Annotated in this window: 14 protein-coding genes; 3 read left to right on the top strand and 11 right to left on the bottom strand. The window is 48.8% G+C overall.

The genetic code is table 11. The features are described from left to right. Window positions 1-5 precede the first annotated feature (5 nt). Window positions 6-611 (bottom strand): sigma-70 family RNA polymerase sigma factor, encoded by a 606-nt coding sequence (locus UNH61_RS09300; RefSeq protein WP_326991815.1) that lies wholly within the window; start codon window positions 609-611, stop codon window positions 6-8. A 141-nt stretch (window positions 612-752) separates the two neighbouring features. Between UNH61_RS09300 and UNH61_RS09295 the strand changes: the two genes are divergently transcribed. Beyond that, the gene (locus UNH61_RS09295; RefSeq protein ID WP_326991814.1) at window positions 753-2075 is read left to right on the top strand and encodes an amidohydrolase family protein; all 1323 of its coding nucleotides are present in this window, start codon (window positions 753-755) and stop codon (window positions 2073-2075) included. 225 nt (window positions 2076-2300) lie between these two features. Continuing rightward, window positions 2301-3266 carry a hypothetical protein gene (locus UNH61_RS09290; protein ID WP_326991813.1) on the top strand — a complete coding sequence of 322 codons (966 nt, stop codon included), beginning with the start codon at window positions 2301-2303 and terminating at the stop codon, window positions 3264-3266. Window positions 3267-3276: 10 nt separating this feature from the next. On the opposite strand, the gene UNH61_RS09285 is transcribed toward UNH61_RS09290, so the two are convergent. The 5 genes from UNH61_RS09285 to UNH61_RS09265 form a co-directional block, all read right to left on the bottom strand. Then, complete coding sequence (locus UNH61_RS09285) at window positions 3277-4977, bottom strand: ATP-binding protein (protein WP_326991812.1); 1701 nt, start codon at window positions 4975-4977, stop codon at window positions 3277-3279. 114 nt (window positions 4978-5091) lie between these two features. Further along, window positions 5092-7149 (bottom strand): copper-translocating P-type ATPase, encoded by a 2058-nt coding sequence (locus UNH61_RS09280; RefSeq protein WP_326991811.1) that lies wholly within the window; start codon window positions 7147-7149, stop codon window positions 5092-5094. Between the two features lie 12 nt (window positions 7150-7161). Further along, window positions 7162-9384 (bottom strand): multicopper oxidase domain-containing protein, encoded by a 2223-nt coding sequence (locus UNH61_RS09275; RefSeq protein WP_326991809.1) that lies wholly within the window; start codon window positions 9382-9384, stop codon window positions 7162-7164. Window positions 9385-9397: 13 nt separating this feature from the next. Then, a complete protein-coding gene (locus UNH61_RS09270) occupies window positions 9398-9898 on the bottom strand; it encodes a DUF3347 domain-containing protein (RefSeq protein WP_326991808.1) in 501 nt (166 codons plus the stop codon). A gap of 100 nt (window positions 9899-9998) precedes the next feature. Then, window positions 9999-12248: a heavy metal translocating P-type ATPase gene (locus UNH61_RS09265; RefSeq protein WP_326991807.1), complete on the bottom strand. Its 2250-nt coding sequence runs from the start codon at window positions 12246-12248 to the stop codon at window positions 9999-10001. A 178-nt stretch (window positions 12249-12426) separates the two neighbouring features. Here UNH61_RS09265 and UNH61_RS09260 point away from each other — a divergent pair, with 178 nt between their 5' ends. Beyond that, a complete protein-coding gene (locus UNH61_RS09260; RefSeq protein ID WP_326991806.1) occupies window positions 12427-14376 on the top strand; it encodes a sialate O-acetylesterase in 1950 nt (649 codons plus the stop codon). 89 nt (window positions 14377-14465) lie between these two features. Here the strand turns inward: UNH61_RS09260 and UNH61_RS09255 are convergent, their stop codons facing one another. The 5 genes from UNH61_RS09255 to UNH61_RS09235 form a co-directional block, all read right to left on the bottom strand. Then, window positions 14466-15023, bottom strand: coding sequence for an NAD(P)H-dependent oxidoreductase (locus tag UNH61_RS09255; RefSeq protein ID WP_326991805.1), 558 nt, complete (start codon window positions 15021-15023; stop codon window positions 14466-14468). Window positions 15024-15218: 195 nt separating this feature from the next. Further along, on the bottom strand, window positions 15219-18731 hold the full coding sequence (locus tag UNH61_RS09250; protein WP_326991804.1) for a hypothetical protein: 3513 nt from the start codon (window positions 18729-18731) through the stop codon (window positions 15219-15221). A 4-nt stretch (window positions 18732-18735) separates the two neighbouring features. After that, window positions 18736-20895 (bottom strand): T9SS type A sorting domain-containing protein, encoded by a 2160-nt coding sequence (locus UNH61_RS09245; RefSeq protein WP_326991803.1) that lies wholly within the window; start codon window positions 20893-20895, stop codon window positions 18736-18738. A gap of 20 nt (window positions 20896-20915) precedes the next feature. After that, a complete protein-coding gene (locus tag UNH61_RS09240) occupies window positions 20916-22313 on the bottom strand; it encodes a RagB/SusD family nutrient uptake outer membrane protein (RefSeq protein ID WP_326991802.1) in 1398 nt (465 codons plus the stop codon). 11 nt (window positions 22314-22324) lie between these two features. Beyond that, the gene (locus UNH61_RS09235; RefSeq protein WP_326991801.1) at window positions 22325-25660 is read right to left on the bottom strand and encodes a TonB-dependent receptor; all 3336 of its coding nucleotides are present in this window, start codon (window positions 25658-25660) and stop codon (window positions 22325-22327) included. Between the last annotated feature and the right edge of the window lie 172 nt (window positions 25661-25832).

The following is a 25832-nucleotide window of genomic DNA, read 5'->3' as shown; positions in this document are numbered from 1 at the left end:
AAAAATCAGTGAAGCCGGGTAATAAGCCACCAGAGCAGCAATGTATAAATGTCCTTTCCCGCAAAAGCCAGGCGCAACTGTTTTAAAGCCCGGGCTTTGTCGTTACGGACCGATTGGTTATTGATCCCCAGTACAGTGGCAATATCCTCGTTAGACATTCCATCGATATAGGCCATTTTAAATACACGCTTCAGTTGTGGTGATAGTTTCTCGATTTCATCTTCCAGGTATTGATAAATGATGGCCATCAGCTGTTGATTGGCTATATCCTCCTCTCCTTCCTGTTCCAGTAAATAGCTCAGCTGTTGTTGCCGCTCAGTGCTTCTCTTTTCAGCCCGCAAGTGATTCAGACAGGCATTTTTTATGGTTACAAAAAGAAAGGATCTGATCGCAGACAGGCTGTTAAAAGCCCCCAGCCGCTCCCACAGTTTGAGAAATGTTTCGGTGGTAAGATCTTCCGCAGCCTGTATATCGGCAATAAAGCGCCTGGCCGTATAAAAAACGACAATGTATTCCTGACGGTAAATTTTTTCAAAAGCTGTTTTGCTTCCCCCCTGCAGATCTTTCAGCAGGCTTTCCTCAGCATATCGTAAGTCCTGCATGCGCTGCATAGATATCTCTTTATAAAAGAGTCGGTTGATAACGTGCTTAAAAGTAATAAAAAGAATCAGTATTGAAGGAAGCAACGAGGATTAGTACCTTTGAATCGCATTCCGCCGGTAACGATTTGTTTTTCACTCAATGCCAATACTATGAAAAACGTACTCTTTGTTCTCCTGCTGTTGACAACCCTTCCTGGCCTCCGCATGCCGGAAGCCTTGCTGCTGAAAGATCTTACGCTGATCGACGGAAACGGCGGCAAGCCTGTAACGCATACAGACATCCTCATCACGGGCAGTACTATTGCTGCCATTGGATCTCACTTGCAGGCGCCAGGCGCCAGGGTGATCAATTGTTCCGGCAAAACCGTTATGCCTGGCATTATCAGCAGCCACGTGCATGTGGGGATGATTGGCGGCCATTCAAAAGATCCGTATACCCGCGATAACATACTTGCCCAGCTGAAGAAGTACACCAGTTACGGTGTCACCAGTATACTCGTCATGGGTTCCGATCAGCCGATGCTTTTTCAATCAGGCTTCCGGGATTCTTCTGTCAACGGCCTGTTGCCCGGAGCCAGACTCTACTCCGCCGGATATGGCTTTACGGCAGCTGGCGGCGGACCGGGAATGAAATTCATCTACCACCCGGCTTCTGCAGCGCAGGCTGCTATGGAAGTCGACAGCCTCGCTCCGCTTAAACCTACTGTGATCAAAATGTGGGTCGATGATTTTGGCGGCAGTTCCCCTAAGATGGATGGCAGCATTTACAAAGCTATTATCGCACGCGCCCACCAGCATCATATCCGGGTAGCATCACATCTTTACTATCTTACCGATGCTCAAAGCCTGATCAATAACGGGCTCGACATCATCGCACATAGTGTACGCGACCAGGAAATAGATCCTGCCACTTTACAACAGATGAAAAGCCGGGGTATCGTATACATCCCTACGCTGTCGCTCGACGAATATGCGTATATCTATGCCCGTAAGCCCGAATGGATCGATGATCCTTTCTTTAAAGCCTCTCTGGAGCCCGGTGTTTACGAGATGATCAGCTCAGATTCCTATCAGCATAATATTAAAAATGCACCATCGTATCAGCGCAACGTGCATGCGTTTGAGATAGCTATGAAAAATGTAAAAAAAGTGGCAGATGCGGGTATCCCGGTAGCTCTCGGCACCGATTCCGGTGCACAGCCTGTGCGCGCGCAGGGATTTTCAGAGCACCTTGAAATGGAGTTGATGGTACAGGCCGGATTAACGCCGCTGCAGGCTATCACAGCGGCTACGAAGAATGCAGCCAGTGCATTGAACATCGATCATAATACCGGCACCCTTCAGAAAGGCAAAATAGCTGATCTGTTGCTGCTGGACGCCAATCCGGCTACCGATATCCGGAATACGCGTAAGATTGCGGCAGTTTATAAAGCAGGCCGGGAGGTAAGTAAAGGGGTGTTAAATCGGCCCTGAGCGAGCTTTCCCAATGATCTGAATGCTGCATTCACCAACAGTTCCTTCTTCCTTCCCTCTCCTGCGTATAGTCATTGCCGCTAGTCCCTGCCTGTTTTTACCCGGGGAAAATACTTTTTTCGGGGGTACTTCCTCTTAATAAATTTGTAAATCAGGGCAGTGAAAACCATTTATAACTATACATATCAATTTTTTATTCTATTCACCTTTTAAATCCAATTTGTCATGCTAACATCAACGTCTCACCCGGATCTCTATTGCCCATTCCCTCAAGTGCTCAATCAGCATGTTTATGAAGCAGACGCTCACACTGCTTCCTGGGTGCATGCCTTTGGTTTGGTAAAAGATGAAGATTCCTGGAATGCCTATCACGAACAAAAATTTACCTGGATGGTGGCGAGAATGTTTCCCAATGCCTCTCTCTCTTCCCTCAGCATTGCCAGTGATTTCAACACCTTGCTTTTCCTTTGGGATGATCACCTCGACGCCCTGACGCCTAATGAGTACAATACCGGCTTCCGGAGCATGGTACAAAACATGATGCTGATCATGGAAGAAAACCAGGAATTCACCCTGCAAACCGGGGGGCCTATCCTGGCTGCTATGAGCAATATCTGGCAGAGAATGCGCCAGGTCAGTCACCGGCCCTGGCAGGCCCGCTTCGCCAGGAGCCTGAAAGACGCTTTCCTCGCTAATATGTGGCGGATGAAGCATGTAGACAATCCCCGGAGTATTTCGCTGAAAGACTACATCCGCTACAGGCCGCAGATAGGGGGCGCTAATTTCTTCCTTGACCTGGCTACATTGATGGACGACATCCATCTTCCGGCCGATCTGCGTGCCAACAGGCAGGTAAAGAACCTGGGCATGTATTGTGCACAAACCATCTGCTGGGCCAATGACCTTTATTCATTTTCAAAAGAGTGGGAACTGGGAGATGAATTAAACCTGGTAATGCTGCTCAAACACCATCACCAGATCTCCCTCGAGGAGGCAGTAGCCCGTGCAGTAAAGATCCACGACACCGAAGTAGCCCTCTTCCGCAATACAGCAGAGGTGGTTACGGCCCTATGCTCGGCAACAGTGCGGCCCGTGCTGGAGCAGTATGTTACCTCCCTGGGGCTGATGATGCGGGGAAATATCGACTGGAGCAGCCAGGATACCACGAGATATCAATATGTGTATGCGTGAGAAACCGCTGCTAGCTGACAGCTAACAGCTTGTTCAGGGTGCTGTTCAATAGCTTCAGGTCTACCGGTTTGGATATGTATTCGGATGCGCCTGCCTTCATCATATCATCAATGGATTCCTGGAAGGCATCACCGGACACGGCGATTACCGGTATATCTTTCAAAGCAGGATTGTTGCGGAACAACCTGATCGTATCCTCTCCGCTGAGGCCGGGCATATAGCTGTCTACGAAAACAATGTCCGGTTTTTCATCCATTGCCTTGTTAATTCCTTCTGCACCGTTGCAGGCAATTGTGGTGGTGAATCCCAGGCGGCGCATGAAATTGGACAGGATCACCTGGCTCATTTCATTATCGTCGATAATGAGGCTTTTCAGGCCCTTATGCAGCGTAAGTTCCACCATACCAGGTATGGTAGCAGGAACCGGCTTTTCTGCGGCACGAAGCGGCAGTTGTACAATAAACGTAGCTCCTTCGCCCGGTATGCTGGTGACGGAGATCTTTCCGCCCATCATTTCCACATACTTCTTGGTAATGGGAAGTCCCAGTCCGGTACCTTCAAAGTCGCTACGGCCAGCCTTGAACGGCGTAAACAGGGTGAGCAGTTCCCCTTCGGGGATCCCCTGGCCCTGATCTTTCACCCGCAACTGCCACTGTCCGGCTTCTCCCGAAACCACCAGCGAAATAACACTGCCCGTGCGGGTAAATTTGATGGCATTGAATAACAGGTTATTCAGGATCTGAGTCAGTTTACCTTTATCCGCCACAATCGCTTCCGGCATATCTTCCTGGATCTCTGCACGCACCTTTACCCCGCGGAGATCCGCAATATATTGATATACAATTGCTTTATCACGGATCAATTCCCTCAGGTCAAAAGCTTCCTCCTGGATGGTATGGTTGGCGCCATCCTCTATCCTGGAAATAGCCAATACGTTGTTGATGATCTGCAGTACATTGTGGGTAGCAGCATACAGGTGCTCGACCTCTGGTTTCAGCTCATTATACCTGTCTTCTTTATGTACCTTTAACATCAGATCCTGGCTGATGCCATAAATAGCATTCAGCGGATTACGGATCTCATGGCTGGTTTCCCTCACGAAAATAGTTTTTTCATCCGTAGCCTTTGCCAGGCGTGTATTCAGGGTTTTCAACTTTTTCACATAAAGGAAAATGGTAGCAATATCCAGCAGGAGAATAGCCGGGAGGGTCACCCAGCGGATGAGGAACTGCTGATCATGCCCCATAATCATGGGAGTGAAGAAGGTATAATAGTAGTTAATCTCACAGGCGATAACAGACAATAACCCCACTGCAATGCTAATCCCTATCATCACACGGCTCCGGAACAACATCAGGGATGCACCCAACAGGAAAAGGAACAACAGATGCACTTCCGTTAACATGCCGAGAATGGCGCTGAAATATACTATTGCGATGTTATTAATCGTAAGGAAAGCAGCGCTGGCCAGCACCGGCCTGTTGACGCGATTCAGCAGCAACACAACAGTAAACACCAACGCTTCAATGTAGGCAGGAATTACCAATGCAGTTTTTCCGGTTCCCAGGTAGATGAGCGCACCAAACAATAAACAAAGACTAATGGTGATCAGGGAAAATGTATTCACCATCCGGGTTACTTTGGCCTGTTCTTCATCCTGGCGGGATGTTCCGATATTCACAACGTAGTGAAATAATTGGCGGACGTCCATATGGCTATTTTTTTTGAGGTATTTGCCAGATTACCGGCTAATGTAACAGCTGTCTTCTTTTACGCATTATTCACCGGCAATCTTTCGGTTCTTACCCTGCAAGTTAAGGAATATTTAATTCCTTTTTCCACCAACTTTCAGGAGACTGGCATTAATTGCTACGACCACTGTACTAACGGTCATCAATACCGCGCCTGCAGCAGGACTGAGCAAAATTCCCTCTTTATACAGTACCCCGGCCGCCAGTGGCAGGGTTATTACGTTATAACCCGTTGCCCATATAAGGTTCTGGATCATTTTACGCCAGGTAGCCCTCCCAAACAGAATCAGGTTCACTACATCCTGCGGATTGCTGTTTACCAGTACTATTCCGGCTGTTTCAGCAGCTACATCACTGCCACTTCCAATGGCAATCCCTACATTGGCCTGGGCCAGCGCCGGAGCATCGTTGATCCCATCTCCCGTCATTGCCACAAATTCCCCCTGGTGCTGCAATTCCCTTATTTTTTCCAGTTTCTGATGAGGCAGTACCTCGGCTATGTAACTATCCATATTAAGTGTCTTGCTGACGCTTTCAGCCACCACCTTATTATCACCGGTGAGCAATACGGTTTTAATATGGTTTTCTCTCAGGGTGGCAATAGCGGCGGCAGATTCAGGCCGGATCTGATCGGCCAGGGCAATATAACCAACCGGAACGCCATCTGCAATCACATACACCACCGTTTCCCCGGCGCGAATGTCCTTTGCGATGTCCCGGTTTGAGTGCTGATCCGCAAGATAGCCCGGGCTTACCACCTGTACTTTCCGGCCATTCACCGTACCGGTGATCCCTTTGCCTGGGATGGCAGCTATATCAACGGCGGCGGGTATCCGGAGTGCCAGTCCGGCTGCCTTACTGGTAATACCAGTGGCAATCGGATGCTCGGAACTCGCCTCCAGAGAGGCTGCCATCGCCAGTATCTCATCTTCCGTAACATTATCCTGCAAACGTTCAATTCTTACTACTTCAAAACGCCCAACAGTAAGGGTACCGGTTTTATCAAAAACCAGGGTGGTAATCCTGCGCGCATTCTCAAAGTCCGTACGGTTTTTAATCAGCAGACCATGCTTCGCTGAAAGCGCGGTAGACCGGGCAATCACCAACGGTACGGCCAGTCCCAGCGCATGCGGACAACAAATAACAACTACCGTTACCATCCTTTCCACGGCAAACGACAGCTCATAGCCATTCAGCCACCAGTAAAGGAAAGTGACGATTCCCGCCAGGATGGCGATCAGCGTGAGCCAGCGAGCCGCTTTATCGGCCAGCAGCTGGGTTTTCGATTTCGATTGCTGCGCATCCTGTACCAGCTTCACTACCTGCGACAGGTAGGAATCTGCTGCGCTATGTGATACTTTCACCTTTACAGCACCGTTGCCATTGATAGATCCTGCTATCACCTTATCGTTCCGTCCCTTTTCTACCGGCCTGGATTCACCTGTTAGCATACTCTCGTTCAATGATGTACTTCCCTCAAGTATCTCTCCGTCGGCTGCCACTTTTTCTCCGGGCTTTACCAGTATCACATCTCCTGCTTTCAATTCAGCGGTTTTCACCTCCATTACGTGCTCGCCATGTACCAGATGCGCTTCGTCAGGCATCAGCTGTACCAGCAGCTCCAGCTCGCGGGATGCGCCGGCCACGGACTTCATCTCAATCCAGTGCCCCAGCAGCATAATCAGAATCAGTGTGGTCAGTTCCCAGAAAAAGTCCATGCCGGATAATCCGAAAACGGTAGCCACGCTGTATATATAAGCCACGCTGATGGCAAAGCCGATCAGTGTCATCATCCCCGGCTCCCATTGTTTCATTTCATCCGCCCAGCCTTTCAGGAAGGGCCATCCGCCGTATACAAATACGACTGACGAGAGGAATAGCAAGAGATATTTATCGCCGGGAAATTCCAATGTCAGTCCCAGCCAGTGCTGTATCATTTTCGATAACAGCATTACCGGAATGGTCAGTACCAATACTACATAAAAACGTTTCCTGAAATCTGCGATCATCATGGCATGATGATCATGATGTCCGCCGCGATTCATGTTATGGTGCTCGTGGCCGGCGGCTGGCTGATTATGCTGCATGGCGCTATGATCGTGCCCTGCATGCGTGGTATGCTGATGTTCCATCTGTAATACGTTTTAATAGCTTAAAGTTATGCCTGCGCCCAGCCCCATGTCGCTGTCGTAGTGTGTGGAGAATGCAAAATTCCTGGTGACGATGTACCTGAAGCCCGCCATATATTCCTTATCTGTATTGACACGGAAATTAAAACGCAGGCGTCGTGTTACCGGCACATCTTCCCTGCTGAGCTGAAACCTCAGCCTGCCGTCGGTATCAACAGAGGCATCGGCAACAATGAGCATAGGCAGCGTGTACTCCAGACCTATATGTGCCACCTGTCTGAAATTTTTCGTGTTGGTTTGTCCGAACAGATTTTTCTCCTGCTCATCCATCTTACGGTAACGGATATCCCAACCGATGTAAGGAAAGAGCCATTGCATTTTCCCGAAATAGCGGCCGAAATGGCTTTCTGTTTCATAGCCGTGGCGGTCGTTCAGGCCCACCCTCCATTCTGTAGTGAAGCGGTAACGGGTATTGGCTACCATCAGCTCTCCATCGCTGCCGTTGCTTTCCAGTCCTACTCTGGCCATGGTATGCATCATACGATCGTCGCGTTTCAACATTTTGTAAGCCATTGCCGGATCAGGTACTTCCGGGTTAGGCGGCGAATTTTCATAACTGAATACCCGGCCCATTCCGCTCATCATGTGGTACAGGATGTGACAGTGAAAGAACCAGTCGCCACTTTCAGATGCTGCAAACTCAATCGTGTCGGTTTCCATCGGCATTATGTCCAGTACGGTTTTCAGCGGTGAGTATTCGCCCTGCCCGTTCAGCACTCTGAAGAAATGTCCGTGCAGGTGCATCGGGTGCCGCATCATGGTATTGTTGTACAAAACGATCCTTACAATTTCTCCTTTTTTGATCAGGATCTTATCGGTTTCTGATACTGTTTTATTATTGATGCTCCACACATAGCGGTTCATGTTACCGGTCAGTTCAAAACGCAGTTCCTTCACCGGGCCTTCCGGGAGCGTGGTTTTTTCCGGTGCTTTCAGCATACCGTAGTTCAGTGTTACGATATCTCCGGAGGTGCTGTCCATCTGCATTCCAGGCATGTTATGCATATCGTGCCCACTGGAAGTTTTCCCTTTTGCTGCTTCCTCACCGGTTATTTCCGGATACATCACGGTATTCATATCCATCACCTGGTTGGTCATCTGCATACCACCGCTGGTGTCCATATCTCCATTCATCTTCATCATGCCGTTCATCATCTTCATACCTTCAAAATACTTCAGGCGAGGCAGCGGCTTAGCGGGCATCTTCATGCCATCGCCCAACCACAGGGAGGCAGAGCGGGTGCGATCTTCAGCAGTAGCCAGGAATTCATACTGCATGTTGTCGGGCACGGTTACTATCACATCGTAGGTTTCGGATACACCTACTATCAGCCGGTCTACTTCTACCGGCTCTACATCAGCGCCGTCGTTTGCCACTACTGTAATCTTACCACCGGCATAAGTCAGCCAGAAATAAGAGGAAGAACTGCCGTTGATAATGCGCAGCCTCACTTTATCACCGGCCTTTAATCCGGCATGTGTTGCCTCCGGCTTTCCGTTGGCAAGGAAACGTTCGTAATAAACGTCGCTCACATCCATCGCGTTCATGCGCTTCCACTCATTGGTGACTTTGGTATTGAAGTGCCCGTGTTTAATGGCTTCTGCATAGCTCTGCACTGATCCTTTCTTAATTGCAAACCAGTCGTTCGCATTATGCAGATAACGGTTCACGGTATGCGGATGCAAATCGGTCCAGTCGCTCAGCAACAACGTATATTCATTACCGGGAGTTTCATTTCGTTTATGCATGACGATAGCACCATACATACCGCTTTGTTCCTGGAACATGGTGTGGCTGTGATACCAATAGGTGCCATGTTGTACTACCGGGAAACGGTAAAGGTGTGTTTCTCCGGCCTTGACGGGGCGGGTAGTTAGATAGGAAACACCGTCGTATTGGTTAGGCAGTATCAGCCCATGCCAGTGGATAGAGGTTTCTTCTTTCAGCGTATTGTGTACATATATTTCGGCGGTATCGCCTTCGGTAAATTCCAATACGGGACCGGGTATGCTACCGTTAATAGCCAGCGCGTGGCGCATTTTGCCGGAGTAATTCACCATGGTATCGCCTACATAAAGATCGTAGCGAACCACCCGGGGCTTACCGGAAAAAGAAGCCTGTGCAAACAACATACTGCACAGGCTTAAAAATAGAAAGTTCAGGAATACAAATTTCATATACTGGATTAAACTACTGAATAGTATCGCTTACTTTTCCGCAGGTCAGCATCTGGTTACCAAAGTACGGATTTTTAATAGCACTGCTGCTGCTCAGCCAATATGCTTTCTTCATCGGACAGTATTCCTGGTAAACAGGCTTGGTGGAAAGTGTTACCTTTTTTGCCAGCTGATAAAAATTATCGGAGAATGTTTTAAAGTATTCGCGTTGTTTGCCGATATCTCCGCTGGCTGCGATGGCTTTGGCATCGGTGCTGAGCTTATCGGCCAGTGGCATATAAGCATCGTGTACAGCTGGTGGCATGGCAGCCATATCAACTCCGGCGGCAGCTTTCTCAAATGCAGTGGCGTTGGTGGCAGCAGCGCCGGCATTACCACTGATTAATGCATCTTTAACACCGTAGTAGGCAGTCAGCAGCGGTGACAGCTGGGCAGAAACGGTTTTGTCCTGTGCCATACCTGGTTGTATAAAAGTGGTTACTGATGCAATGGCGGCCATTAATATCTTTTTCATATGCTTATATTTTTATGTTCTTTATTGATGATGTAAAGGTAGTTCCCCTCACGCTCCGGTCTATTACAGAATTCATAATACCTTTTATATAATTATTGGTCTATAACCGGGCCGCTTTCAAACGCAGGCTGTTACTTACCACACTTACAGAACTAAGCGCCATGGCGGCGCCGGCGATCATGGGATCCAGCAGAAACCCATTTACCGGGAACAGTACACCTGCGGCGATCGGTATACCGATCACGTTATATATAAACGCCCAGAAGAGATTTTGTTTAATGGTGCTGACAGTTTTTCCTGATAATTTCAGCGCCCGGGGGATGCTGTTCAAGTCGGAAGTGATAAGGGTCATCTTAGCCACATCCATAGCTATATCAGAACCTTTACCCATGGCGATGCTTACATCGGCCTGGGCCAGTGCCTGGGAGTCGTTGATACCATCGCCCGCCATAGCCACCACTTTACCAGCCTGCTGTAATTCTTTTACAAATGCTGCCTTAAAGGAAGGCAGTACTTCTGCATGATAATGTTTGATACCTACCTCCCGGGCTACTGCTGCGGCGGTATGTTCATTATCGCCGGTGAGCATATATACTTCTATACCCTGGCGTTGTAATGTTTCTATGGCCACTGCAGATGTAGATTTGATTTTGTCGGCGATAGCGATGACGGCCAACAGGCGGTTGTTTACTGCAAAATAGATCACAGTATTGGCTGCTTCCTGCAGGACATCTGCCTTTGCCTGCATACCGGCATCCACTTTCACCTGCCGGGCCTTCATCAACTTGCTGTTACCTACGAAGTAGGCGTTACCGTTATACCTGCCGGTTACTCCCTGACCGGTAATACTTTCGAATTGTTCTAATGTTACGGCTGTTGTATTTTTTTCCTGTAGATACCCAACTACCGCAGCTGCCAGCGGATGCTCGGATTGTTGTTCGAGCGTGTATAATACTTCCGCAGCTGTTTCACCGTTTGTCCACACCACTTCTGTTACCACTGGTTTACCTTCTGTGATGGTACCGGTTTTATCGAGTATCAGGGCATTTACTTTATGTGCCAGTTCCAGGCTTTCTGCATCGCGGATAAGGATATTATTCTCAGCTCCTTTTCCTACGCCTACCATGATAGCGGTAGGAGTTGCCAGGCCAAGCGCACAGGGGCAGGCAATAACCAGCACTGTTACAGAGGTAAGCAGGGCATGCGTAAAAGCGTTATCGCCGCCGAGTACCATCCAGGTAATGAATGTCAGTATGGCGATACCTATCACTACCGGCACAAATATTCCGGCGATCTTATCGACCAGTTTCTGCACCGGCGCTTTACTTCCCTGGGCTTCCTGCACCATCTTGATAATCTGGGCCAGCAGCGTATCGGCGCCTACTTTTTCGGCGCGGAACCGGAAACTGCCTTTCTGATTGATGGTACCGGCGAAAACCGAATCACCTGCTTTTTTGGCTACTGCCACCGGTTCACCACTGATCATGCTTTCATCTACATAAGAACTGCCATCCGCTACTTTTCCATCAACCGGTATTTTTTCGCCGGGTTTCACCAGCAGCAGGTCATTTACTTTTACTTTTGAAATAGGAATTTCGGTAGTCTTACCGGCTTCATCCACCAGCAATACTGTTTTGGGTTGTAAGCCAATTAATTTTTTTATGGCAGATGAGGTATTTGATTTAGCTTTTTCTTCCAGTAGTTTTCCCAGGGAGATGAAAGCAATCACCACGGCTGCTGCCTCAAAATAAACGTGAGCATGTAACCCGCGTTGATGCCAGAATTCCGGATAAAATGTATTGAACACACTGAATACCCAGGCAATACCGGTACTCAACGCTACCAGGGTATCCATATTTGCTTTACCATGGCGGGCCTGCTTCCAGGCATTTACGAAGAAATTACGGCCCAGTACAAATACCACCGGGGTGGCAAAGGCCATCATGATATAATTACCGTAGGGTATATTCATAAAGAACATGCCGATGATCACCACTGGCAATGATAATATCACGGCCCAGATGGTACGCTGTTTTATATACTGGTAGTGCTTTTGCTGAGCTGCCGCCTGTTCCTCTTCCTGGTTTTCCTTATTTATCAACAGGTCGTAACCTATGCTGCGTACACTGTTCTGCAGGGCTTCCGGGTTAGCAGCCGCCGGGTCATATTGTACCCAGGCGGTTTGATTGGCGAAATTAACGCCGGCATCCGCTACGCCGGGTACCGACTTCAGCATCGATTCTACGCTCACAGCACAGGCTGCGCAGGTCATTTCCAGCACCGGGAATGTTTCTTTGATCGTCTGATGTTTTACGCGGACTAAAGGCTTCGCGGATATTGTTGCTGACATAAATAATTGATTTTATGCAAAGCTACTACCAACACGGGGCGGAGCTGTTACACTTTTAACCCTAAATTGTATATAATTTTAAGACAACCCCTATTTTATCCCCTCTATCAAAAAAATATGAATATGAAAACTCTCTTTATTACATTTATCCCCACATCTCCACGGAAAAATGACACTTATGAAAAAAACAGTTTTACTACTGGCAGTAGCTATGGCACAGGCCTCCGGTTATGCCGCGGTTCGTTTACCTAACATTTTTGGCGACCATATGGTCTTGCAACGCGATAAACCCATCCCGGTATGGGGTTGGGCCGATAAGAACGAGAAAGTAACCGTACATTTCCATGGCCAGACCAAAACAGTAAAAGCCGATAAGAACGGCCAATGGAAAGTACTGCTGGCACCGGAAACCGCTGGTGGGCCTTATGAGCTCACCGTTAATAATGTTTCCGTACATGATATATTGATGGGGGATGTATGGGTTTGCAGTGGGCAATCCAATATGGAGTTTCATGTAAATGATGTGCTCAATGCAGACGCAGAGAAGGCCAATTCAGCGAATCCTGCTATCCGGCATTTCTATCTTCCGAAAGATATCTCCGCTACTCCTAAAAACGATGTACTACCCAGCAAATGGGAGGCCGCCAGCCCGGAACATACCGGCGATTTTACAGCGGTAGGCTACTTCTTTGCCCGCGCCCTGAACGAACAGCTGCATGTGCCCATCGGGCTGCTGCATACCTCCTGGGGCGGCACCATGGTAGAAACCTGGATCAGTCATGAAGGAATGGCTAATAGCGACGCCTTCCGGGATCTGATGAAAAGCACACCTGTATTGAATGTAGATTCGCTCAACAAAGTGCAAAAAGCCAATCTGCAGGTGGCTATTAATAAAGTACAAAACAGCCTCCCGGATGCCGCCACTGCTGCCGGCTGGTCGGCCGCCAACGCCGACGACCACGACTGGAAAACCATGCAGGTGCCCCGCTATTGGGAAGAGCAGCAACTGCCTAACCTCGATGGTGTGGTATGGTTCAGGAGAAACTTCGATGTCAGCGAAGCAGATGCTGCTAAAGCAGCGGTGCTGAGCCTCGGTACAGTAGACGATGAAGACGTAACTTATATCAACGGCGTACAGGTGGGCAGTACGCACAAATACAATGAGCTTCGCAAATACGCTATTCCCGCCGGTGTACTGAAACCTGGCAATAATGTTATTGCGGTTAAAGTGACAGATGGCGGTGGTAACGGCGGCTTTTACGGCGATGCCAGCAATGTATTCCTGAGTACGGCCAGCCAGAAGCAATCGCTCGCGGGCGACTGGAAATTCCGTATTGCGTCTGTCATGGAGCCCAATTTTGGCGTTGGCCCCAACAGCTACCCATGCCTGCTCTACAATGCCATGATACATCCTGTTCTTCCCTTTGCCATCAAAGGCGCCATCTGGTACCAGGGCGAAAGCAATGCGGGCAGGGCATATCAGTACCGGCAGTCGTTTCCACTGATGATCCGCGACTGGCGCCGGTTGTGGAATCAGGGCGATTTCCCCTTCTACTTTGTACAACTCGCCAGCTATGGCGCTGATCATGGCGACAGCCACAAAGGCAGCACCTGGGCAGAATTGCGGGAAGCGCAAACCCTTACCCTGAACACGCCTAACACCGGTATGGCAGTCATCACGGATATAGGCGAATCAAACGATATACACCCCCGGAATAAACAGGATGTAGGAAAAAGACTCGCCGCAGCAGCACTTCATCAAACCTATGGGCAGAATAATGTCTACTCCGGCCCTACCTACCAATCCATGCAGGTAAACGGTAACAAGGTAACGCTGAGCTTTGACCATCTGGGCAGTGGCCTGATGGTAAAAGATAAATATGGCTATATCCGCGGCTTCGAAGTAGCCGGCGCTGATCAGCAGTTCCACTACGCCAAAGCGGTGCTGAGTGGCAATAACGTTATCGTATACTCCGACAACGTCAACAATCCCGTAGCAGTACGCTACGGCTGGGCCGATGACAACATCGAAGATAACCTTTTCAATAAGGACGGATTCCCCGCAGCACCTTTCCGTACAGATACGTGGAAGGGCGTAACTGATGAGAAGAAATACAGTGTGAATTAAGAATAGAGAATAGGGAATTAAGAATAAAGGGCGAAGATTAAAGTGGATACCCAAACACGCTTTAATCTTCGCCCTTTATTCTTAATTCCCTATTCTCTATTCTGAACCCTCTCCATATTTTCCGCTAACGCTATTATCAACTTCTTCACCTGTTCCCGTGTATCCTTATCCGTTATTCCGTCCTGCGCATTTACTTTAACTCTTATGCCTGAAATAACCAGCTGGGTATCGGTAGTAATATATGATTCAATCACATGTAAGGTATCGAGGAGTGACTGGTGCGCTTTAAGCCCTGAGGTAGCGGCAGTGATCAGCGCTACGGGCTTTTGGGAGAAATGCATGGAGGAAACAGTCCAGTCGATGGCGTTTTTCAGGGTACCAGGTACGCCCATAGCATATTCCGGCGTACAAATCAATATCCCATCCGCTGCTGCCAGTTTGCGACGGAATTCCTGCACTGGTTCAGGTACCGTGGTAAGATCCGTATCCAGGTCCGGATTGAAATGCGGTATGGTTGCAAGGTTCTCCAGTGGCTCAACATCAAACTGGTCAGCAGCCAGATTAGTGATCGCAGCTATCAGCTGATGATTAGAAGAAGATTGACGCGTGCTGCCACAGATGGCCAGCACTTTCTTTTTATTGCTCATCTTTCGTGTTATGAGCACGTAAAATAGCAACCGTTTGTGATCCGGCCATCAGCATCGATAATATTGATACGGATATAGATAACCAGGGAATTAAGAATTATGGGCGAAGACCCAGGTAGATATTATGATTATTATATCCGCTTAGGTCTTCGCCCATAATTCTTAATTCCCCATTATCCATTCTTAATTCAACAGCTATTCCTTTCCGAACTCCACTTCATTCGCCCAATGCACTTTCCAGTCGGGATGAAAGGCTCTGGCATTGAGCTTGGATACACTCCGTTCTTTGGCCAGCTCCATACAGCTTCCCGGAGCTCCGTTATCGTTCACGCGGAAGGAGAGTTTGATTTTACTGCCGCTGTCGATGGCTGCTTTGACATCCGGTATTTCTTCCCAGGGGATGGCGCATTCTGTGATCAGGGTATTTCCTTCCCGGCGTATCACCAGTTTGCCGCTCTTTACAGGGCCTTCCTTATCTGATTTAGGCTGACGTGGGAAGAAGTGTTTCCTGTTTAATCCCGGGGCCAGCAGGCGCCATATTTCGGTACCGCCTCCATACTGTGGCGCTACCTTATTCATGGCATATTCGTAGTCGGTACATTTATAGCCAGTGTAGCGGGGCATGGTGCCTGGCGGGCATGCCAGCATTCCATCCTTTCCATCCGGGATAACATTGAAGGCCAGTAACACGTTATCATAGGAATATCCTAACCCTGAATTATCAGGAGTAACCGGATTTTTGCGATAGGTGAAATGCCGCACACCCGCGGGCCATACCAGTGGAATTTTAGCTTCTTTATAAACAAGGTCCATAGCTACTCCCCGAGGTAGCTGCCCGGGCAATCCAACTATGTAGTGTCCGGCTTTACCGTATATGCCTTTCCAGTAGCCTCTTGTATCCAGGTCTTCCTTCCCCCCGGTATCCTTAGCTGGCGCGTCGAACATAATGGCTGCCAGTTTAGGCGTATACCACCAGGCGTTGCTATGCAATACGATGCGCACTTTTCCTGATAGCTGCAGTACTTCCCAGGTGCCGTTCCATAAGTCATTCAGGCGGCGGAACATTAGCCTCCGGCCTGTTGTCTGGTCAATGACCTCTATCACGATACCGGATACACGAAGATTAGGCAGGTACAACGCCACCTGCATGGGCGATGGCAGCTGCAGATCTACTCCGAATGAGTTGGTATTATCCCCGCTTTCCAGGTAGTGCATAATGCGGCCCTCGCCTGCCGGAAGCTGCAAGGCAGACGAATCTGTTGCCGGCGCTTCACTTTCCTTATTGATCAGCGCCTCCTGCATGTCCATTACATAAGAGGTATCGGGATAAAAGAACTCATCGTCCGGCCGCTGCTCAAAGCGGTAAGTACCGGGATGTGGTGTACTGTCGGCCACCTTGGCGGCGAAATAAAAATAATGTTCATCATAGGCGAAGTAGCCGTTGGCATAACCGTTGGCTTTCGTGTCGAAATTTTTGAACGGATACCAGGCCGCTTCTGTTAAGCTCACACTGGCGGCTCCGCTGCTACTCACCGTTTGCGGCAAAGCCGTTTTCCAGTCGTCTAGTTTCCCATCTACGTTTATATGTAACCGTGATATAACATTAACGTGCATACTCTCTTTATGAGTAGCTTTGCCATCAGCTCCGGCGTCGAACAGCACGGCAAGCGGATATGTGTTATCCGGGGTTTCATTGCCCCCGGTTACTTTCACCGGGATGATGCGGGTTTCGTGGGCTGCCAGTTTCACCGTATCGGGTGTTTTAATTTGCAGTGCTCCCAGCGTTACTTTCAAGGTACCCGCTACCGGCCTGTTCAGGATATTGGTAAGCTGCAACTGCATTACCGGTAACCTGGAAATACGGCTGGTCATATCCTTCGCTATAATTTCCACCGGTTCATAACCTTCTACCCTGGCGGTTTTCATCGCTGCCAGCAATTGATCGAAAGAACCCTGGCTGCCATCTGTGCGCAGGTAATAACCCTGGCTGTTCAATGGTATCTCCAGATGACCAGCAACCGGTAAAACTTCGTTGCCATAAAAATCGTACAAATGGAAATGCGCTGCCGGCAAGGTCATTTTACCACCAATCAACGGCTGGTAAACGCCTTCGGTTTTAGCGGATTGATTCAGGCCTCTCACCCCCCTGAACAGCACATGCTCCGGACCAAAAGCCTCTCCTATATCTCCGCAAACTACCACCGTACCATCATCAGGATGCTTGTTTAATCCGTCGAATACCATTACCCAGGGCAGCCCGTTGGTGAATAGTAATTGCCGGAAATCCCGCTCTCCCACCAGGTGCTGTACTGCAGCCAATGCTGCTGCCTGCGACCAGGTATCGGGGATGCGCGTGATTTCAGTTATTCCCTGCGGGGTTCTTATCTTACGGGTAAAGTGCTCACTGCCCCTTCCACCGGTATACATATATCCGGCATAAATACCCATGGATCGGTCGTAGCCAGCCGAACGGCAGGTGGCTACGGTAAGGCCTATACGATCATCCGTATTGCCGACCCAGCTTTCTGTATCCCAGATCTTCACTCTTCCGTGCGGCGACTTCCGGTTTACCCATTCCGGGTAGATGGCCGGCGATTCTATACCCTGGTAGTGTATGGAGCAGAAGTCGAAAACGGGCAGCAATGTCATCTTACCATCTGCAAACAATTTATCCCAGGCATTGGAATTAGAATCCCCACCTCCTACCAAAACATCTGCGCCTTTTTTCCGGGCATCCAATACTGCCTGCGCCATTACCGAATATATTTCCCGGTAACGCGGAATATCCGATTGCCAGCCGGAAATAGACAATCCTTCCCAGGGCTCATTCCATAACGACACCGCCGTTACTGGTCCCCGGGGCCAACCATATTTGCTGCAAAGCCGGTATACGAATTCGTGAAAGTCTTTGTCTTCCGACGGCAACCATACATAGTCCTGTTTGGTTTTCTTCATTACATTCCCCGAATCCAGGAATGATCGGGGCCTTCCCAGCGGCATGGCTGCGGATCCCGCTCCAAACATTAGTAACACCGTGATATTCTTTTCCTGATACTCTTTTAATTTCTTCTCTATCTCCTTCATCTTTGCGGGATAGTCGGCAGCAGATACCGGTGTGTAATCCACTCCCATCCTGATAGCCTGTATTCCCACACGTTGCAGGAATTCTGCGCCCATATCATCCAGCGATTGTCTGGGATATTGTATCCGCTGGGGATTGGCAGCATAGGTACGCACGAGGCTTGTTACCAGTCGCCGGCCATAGGGGCCGAGATCCATCACCACTGCATAACCTCCAAAGCGTTCAGGTACTTTCAACAGTTGCTCGACGTTCACATAACCTTTTGCCGGAATATTGATCTTAACCGGGATAGAGTCTACAATCCCCTGGTCTACCATTTCTGGCAGCCATATATCACCGGCGCGCCCGCGGGTACCATAGCTGATCACTTCTATCTTACCTGTTGTGTTTATCGGCTCATTCAGTTGGTTCACCACCTGAATAGTGTAAGAGGGCTGTTCTCCGGGCCACAGCACATTGGTGGCGTTGGAGGCCCGGATCAGCGCTACATCGTAGTTATAGTGTCGCTGGCGGTTTTTCACGCCAAAAACTGATTCATAATTTACCCATTCCTCTGGTGCTTTCATCTGTGCAAACATCTCCAGGGTGCTTATCTGCAACAGCACCAGCATCCATAAATATTTCATTCATCTATTGCTTTACAAACTTACTTTGACCTAATGCCCGCCCGCTGGAAGCATCTGTAATTACCAGTATATAGGCATTCTGCGGCAGGCTGCTTACATCTACTCTTACCGGCTCACCGCTTTTGATGGCAGTGGTTTTTACAATTTTACCGGAGAGATCGTAGATGTTCGCCAGGCATGCTTTCGTATCATTCAGTTTTACATCTGTGTACAGGATGTTAGTGGTCGGGTTAGGATACACTTTCAGCTGAACGGTGCCTGTAGTGGCTTTCATGGCCGGCGCCGGCGCTGCCGGTGGTGTAGCGGAATCCGCCGCGGGTGTCCACAGGTGCAATACTATCTTGTTGGCATTGTAATCATCTTTCGTAATCATATACTGACCATTACTGCGATGATACGCTTTGATACCATATTCAGAATCCACGTCGTTACCAACGTATACAGCAGGATTAGCGCTGGTCATGGTAAGTACCAACGCACCGGTTGTAAGATTAAAGACGTCAATTTCCGGAATAGCATAATAACCCACAAAGAGATAATTGCCTGCGGCAGACATTGATTTTGCCTGGGCCCTGCTCAATGTGATGACCGTATCGGGAGTTCTGTTGCCTGCAAGCCAGCCCCTGTATACTTCGATGCGGTTGCCTATCAGCGTCCAGTCGGTGTTCCCACCCGCCAATACCATTACGTCGCTGGCAGGAATGTATTCTATCCGGTTCAATCGCGCAATCGATGCCGGCGTAGGCGTGGAAATAACGGGGCCGTAGATAGGTTTGCCATTTGCGGCAAAACCAGTAAGCGGATAGTGCTGTATGGCATTGCTTTTATCTTTCGACACCCAGATATCTCCTATCGAATCCAGGCAGAAACCATTACGTATAGCACTGATCGTATCGTTTGGAATCGCTATATAACCATCAGTAGCGGGATTGAAATAGTAGGTGTAGAAAACATCTGCATTCTGATTACAGGCCACCAGTATACGATGCCCGTTAACATTGGCCAGATGCCCGAAATGTTCGCCTCTGGCATGATCGTTCATCTGAATACGCGCATCTTTAGGATAGCGGTAAGGATCAACGGTATTGGCTACAAAGGACCCACCGTCGGTGCCGGTATAGGAATAAATAATATTCCCGCTGTACAACAGCTGCCCGTCAGTGCCGGCATCTGCTGAGGCATTCCCTTCGAAATTCAATGCCTGTAAGGTCCACAACAACGTGGTATCGTTATAGCAATGAATATCTGTTACACCATTGCGGCCCAGATCCCAGGTACCGCCCCAGGGATTATTCAGGACGTATAATTTGCCCGAAGCGTCTCTTCCGATGCCCGCCACGCGAGTGAATCGCCTGGCTCCAACAGCGCCTCTGATAGCGCCGTTTTCATTCAGGTATCCCCCCTGCACGCCGAACGTGCCGGTTAGTACAGGCGTTCCCGTTAGATTGCCGTAGATTTTGATGTTCATGTCGGGCCCCTGATCTCCGACCAGCAGCTGGCCCCGGGCGCTATCGGCATACATCGACGATATCTGCGAGTTACTGCCGATAGAGAAAGTGACGCCGGCCACTCCGGTAGAGTCGAAGCTGCGGATAATACCGGTATTTACCTGCGACACCCATACCGTACCTGAACTGTCAATAGCAATAGGGCCTGGCGTTGTTACCGGCCATTGCCGTATCAGCACTCCTCCGGTGGTAAATACCGCGATGCGGCTACCACTGGAATCACTAACAAAAACGCGTCCTGCTGATACGACTATCCCTTTAATCGCGTCGCCGGTGCCGGTACTTCCAACAAACAACAGATCCCGGAATTTGGTAGTACGGTTGTACCGTCCTACTTTTCCACTGTTAGGTGTTTCCTGTGCCGTAAAAATATAAGTGGCATCTCCGCCTATGGCGCTGCCTTGTGATTCTTTATTGCCTCCCATAGATCCCAGGGTGGCTCCATTCTGATAGATTCCTATATTCCTCCCTTTTTCATCCCACCCGGAAGCCGTATATACAACTCCTTCCGGAGATACCCACATAGAACGCGCACAGTTGCCAACATGATTGGCTACGTCTGAATATGTATTCCCTACCCAGGTAGTGGTATACTGTCCATAACTGGCATCTGCGGCCAGTAACAGCGATAATGCAGCGGTTAGAATTTTTTTCATCTATTTTATTTTGAGGGTGATCAATAGCCAGGATTTTGCACCAGCCTCGGGTTACGTCCGATCTCACGCAATGGAATGGGCCAAAGGGTTTGCTCAGGCTTAATACCCAACACGGCGGTAGCCCTTCCGGTACGCACCAGGTCATCGAAACGCTGCCCTTCAAAGGCCAGTTCCTTAAACCGCTCTTTCTCTATTGCCAGTGTTAGCGTGCCGTCCGACGGCTGAGGATAGTCATGTGCTGAGGGTGTTGTCAGCGGCAAACCAAATGCTCTTCTTCTTATCATATTCAACAGGTCAGTGGCATCTGCTGTTTTGCCCAGGTTATTCAATGCTTCTGCTCTCACCAGGATGATATCTGCCAGTCGCAATGCAATGATATCAGGTTCTGTTCCGTTAGTGAGCCGGTTGTATTTGTTTACATACGGTACCGACGGGTTATTAGGCCCTGCCACACTCACGCCCAGTGCTGCATTCTTCCGGATATCACCTGCTTCATACGATTTAACGATCGTATCTGTTGGCGCTATCTGGTAGCTGCCTGTTTGTATACCGGCAGGTACGCCGGTTACCGGTATATAGAAACTGTATAACCCGTTGTTCTGTGCTGAAGCGTTCAGATATTGTATCTCCCAGATGGCTTCCGAACTGTTTTTAGTATTGGGAGAAAACATACCTGCATATGCTGCACTGCCACTAACAAGCGAATACAACGTATTGTTCATGACGTCCAGTGCCTTAGCGGCTGCAGCATCGTAGTTCTTCTGGCTCAGGTATACTTTCGCCAGCAATGCTTTTGCTGCACCCTGGCTGGCACGGCCTCTGGTAGAAGCTGCCGCTGCATAGCTAACGGGCAAAGTAGCTTCCGCCGCCTGCAGATCCGAAATAATTTGCTGATAAATACTATCGGTAGAGGTACGTGCAATCGTGAAGTCGGCATTGAAAGAAGTATACGGCACGGTTACCAGTGGTACTGCCCCGAATGCTTTTACCAGATTGTAGTAGAAATATCCACGTAGAAAACGGGCTTCTCCCAGCAGCTGATCTTTGCGGCCCGGCGCAAACAAGCTGTCTTTCATGGCAGGTACATGTTTCAGCAGATCGTTAGCACGGCCGATACCTGTATAGTTATTTTGCCAGTAAGCAGCTATGATTGGATTATCTACCGGTATCCCGTGGGTAGAAAAAGGACTGTAATTAGCCAGCAATGCCACAGCCGCATCAGAGGCGGCATCAAATGCCAGCGGATACTGCTGCGCAAGACTCTGCACTGCCGGATAAATGCCGATAGCCGCACCCTCCGCGTCGTTACCGGTTTGCCAGAAATTCTCCTCTGCGATGGTATATTCCGGTGTCTGATCCAATACCTTCGTGCAGGAAGCAAATGCTATGATGATGAATAAAAATCCTACGTTTTTCATGGTCGCTGCTTTTAGAAGTTCACATTTAATCCTAACAGGAAAGTACGCGGCTGTGGTTGCACTGCCCAGTCAATCCCCAACTGGGAATTCTTCACCGATTGGTTCTGTGATTCAGGATCCAGTCCGGAATAATTGGTGATGATAAACAGGTTCTGCGCACTCGCATATACCCTGGCACTGCTGATCCTGATCTTTTTCAGCATGGAAGATGCAAAAGTATACCCCAGGGTCACATTCTTCATTCTCAGGAAAGAACCGTCTTCAACAAAGCGCTGCGACATCTCCCCGTTAGTGAGACTGTTAGGCGTAACCGGATCATTGAATACTGCCTTCGGAATGTCGGTGATGGTATTCTGCGGAGTCCACCTGCGCAGGGTGTTGAGATCCCCATTGTTATAGGCATTCATTCTTTCCAGCATGTTGCGTGTCTGATTGTATACTTTATTGCCGTAAGACCAGTACAGGAAGAAGCTCAGGTCTACCCCCTTATAGCTGAAACTATTGGTTAAACCACCGGTAAATTTCGGCTGTGCATTGCCCAGGATTACCCTGTCGGCCGCTGTGATCTTACCATCGTGATTAATATCGTCGTAAATAACGTTCCCTGTTTTAGGATCTATACCCTTGCTTCGGTATCCAAAAAAGGAACCAACGGGCTCGCCTACACGGAATATACTCGTTGGAGAGCTGGAGTAAAATGAACCCGGCAATGCTTCTGTAAAGTCAGAGCTGGAAGGATCGCCGATCACGGTTTCAGGCAGACTGGTGATCTTATTCCTGTTGAAATACATATTGAAGTTGGTTGTCCAGGTGAAAGGCCCTCTGATATTGTCTGTATTAACAGAGATTTCCAAACCCTTGTTAAGCAGTTGTCCGATGTTCGCGCCATTCGTGCGACCGAATCCCGATGTATACGGCAGATCCAGTTTAAAAATAAGGCGGTTAGTTACTTTACGATATGCATCTATGGTTACATTGATGCGGCTGTTGAGGAAAGTAACATCCAGCCCGATATTAGAGGCGGTGGTAGCTTCCCAGCTAAGATCCCGGTTCGATAAGGAGGTAGGTGCAATACCCGCGTCGTTACCATAGTTATACCCGGTGGAATAAGTGGCGAGCGACGGAAAATCGCTTCCTAATCCTTCGTTATTACCAGTAACCCCAATGCTTCCCCTGATCTTCAGTTCATTGATAAACCGCTGCTGCTTCATGAATGATTCGTTGCTCACCCGCCAGCCTGCAGAAATTGACGGAAAAAATCCATAACGCTTGTTCGACCCGAAACGGGAAGAACCATCTGTCCGCGCTACACCTTCCAACAGATAACGATCGTCGTAGTTATAGCTCAACCGGCCGAAATACGAAACCAGCCCCCATTGCGAACGATAATCCAGTGGGGAAAAGAGTTGGGTAAATCCGGTAACCGCCTGAATGATATCAGTAGAGTTGGTATTACCGGAAACGCCTATACGACGTACGGTAGCTTCCTGTGCACTTTGTCCGACTAAAGCGGTCAGCTTATGCTTACCTCTCAACATCGGTGAATAAGACAGTGTATTTTCATTCACCCAAAGAAACTGTGTGAACACAGAAACAAAGCCGGAAGCAGGAGTACCATTGTTCACCAGCTTAGACTGATAACGGTCGTCGGTCACCTGCTGATTATCAAAACCAAAGCTGGTTCTGAATTTCAGTCCGGGTATAATGTTGTACTCTCCATACACATTACCGATGTAGCTGTTTACGTTCGATTGAAATCTGAGATTATTAGCAATCATCACCGGGTTGGTCCAGCGGCGGTTGGGATCTGTGTAATAAGTTCCATTGGGGTTGTAAATAGGATCGTTGGGGTTCTCAATCAATGCCAGGGCCAATACTGATTGTCCTGAAAAGCTGTTATCCATACGGTTGTTGATGGAATGCACACCTGTTAAATTCACACCGATCTTTATTTTATCGGTAGCGGCAAAGTCGAAATTCACACGGCCATTAAAGCGTTTGAAATGCTGTACACCAACGATGGTTCCTGTCTGATCAAGATATCCCAACGAGATATAATGGGATGTTTTGGGCGTACCACCGGAAATAGACAAGTTATAGTCTGAAACGGGTGCGTTGCGGAAAATGGCATCCTGCCAGTTGGTGTTCCTGCCGGTGTTTACAATGGCCGGATCATCAGGCAGGTTGGCATTGGCGCGCGATTCTTTGAACAGCTGTACGAATTGTTCGCCATTGAGTACTGGTAAACGTTTCGGGATCTGTGCAAAGCCGGTATACATATTGAAAGCAAACCGTGACTTTCCCTCTGCACCTCTTTTGGTGGTGATGAGGATAACACCGTTGGCGCCCCTGGAACCATAGATAGCTGCGGCGGCGGCGTCTTTCAAAATCTCCACCGACTGAATATCATTGGGGTTAATATTATTGGTAGTAGCGATGCGCTGGCCATCACCGGAGATACCGTATTGTGCAGCGGGCAGGTTACTCATAGGCACACCGTCTATCACATACAGCGGGCGGTTTTCACCAAACAGTGAACCGTTACCACGGATACGGATATACGTTTCATCGCCGGGTGCACCGGAGTTCTGCACCACCTGCATGCCGGCCGCCTTTCCCTGCAAAGCCGCATCGAGATTGGTGACCGCAACACCAGCCAACTCATTGCCTTTGATGGACGATACGGAAGAAGTCATGTTTTTCTTAGACTGCGTACCATATCCGACCACTACCAGGTCGTTCAGCGAAGCGCTGGCCAGCTTCATCATGATGTTCAGCGTCTGCTGGTTGCTTACAGTAATTTCTTTTGTTTCAAAGCCAATATAGGAACAAACAATCACGTTATTTCCGTCGAAAACCGGTATGGAAAAATGTCCCTGATTATCAGTAGTAACCCCGGTCGTACTGCCTTTCAGCCTTACACTCACCCCGGGTAAAACCGCACCTTTCTCGTCCGATATCCTCCCGTTAATGATGATCTTGTCCTGATCCTTACCTCCGGAAGGAACCTGGTTTTCTTTCCTGGTAACCACTACTATCTTATCAGTTATCTCATAAGTCAGCGATAAGTTATCGAGGAAATTTTTCAATACCTGCTGAAATGGTTCATTCTTGCATTCCAGCGATACTTTGTTATAGGCGCTTGATTGCTGCCCTCTCCAGATGAATGAATATCCGGTTTGTTGTTTCAGTAATGCAAACACTTTTTCAAGTGGAACATTCTTCACTGACAATGTTACATTCTGTGCGTAGCTGCCTGTGTGTAGCAGCAGGAGGATCATCCCGATCAGCGCTGTTTTGGCTGGCCATCTCTTTAAAGGCCGGGAACCTTTGGTAAGGAAATTCATATTTTTCAGGCGTGGATTTTAATATTAGGCAAAGATTACTCTTATTGAGCAATCACGGTTGAACGTGGAACCTGTTCCTGAGTATAAGACGCACTATCCCTTGCCGGGGCCCCGGCAACTGGCTTTCGGCAGGATTATACGCAGGTTATCCGTGCAGAAAATCAGGTCATGA

This window comes from Chitinophaga sp. 180180018-3 (genome assembly GCF_037893185.1).
Lineage (GTDB): Bacteria > Bacteroidota > Bacteroidia > Chitinophagales > Chitinophagaceae > Chitinophaga.
This window is presented reverse-complemented; position numbering and strand designations above follow the sequence as displayed.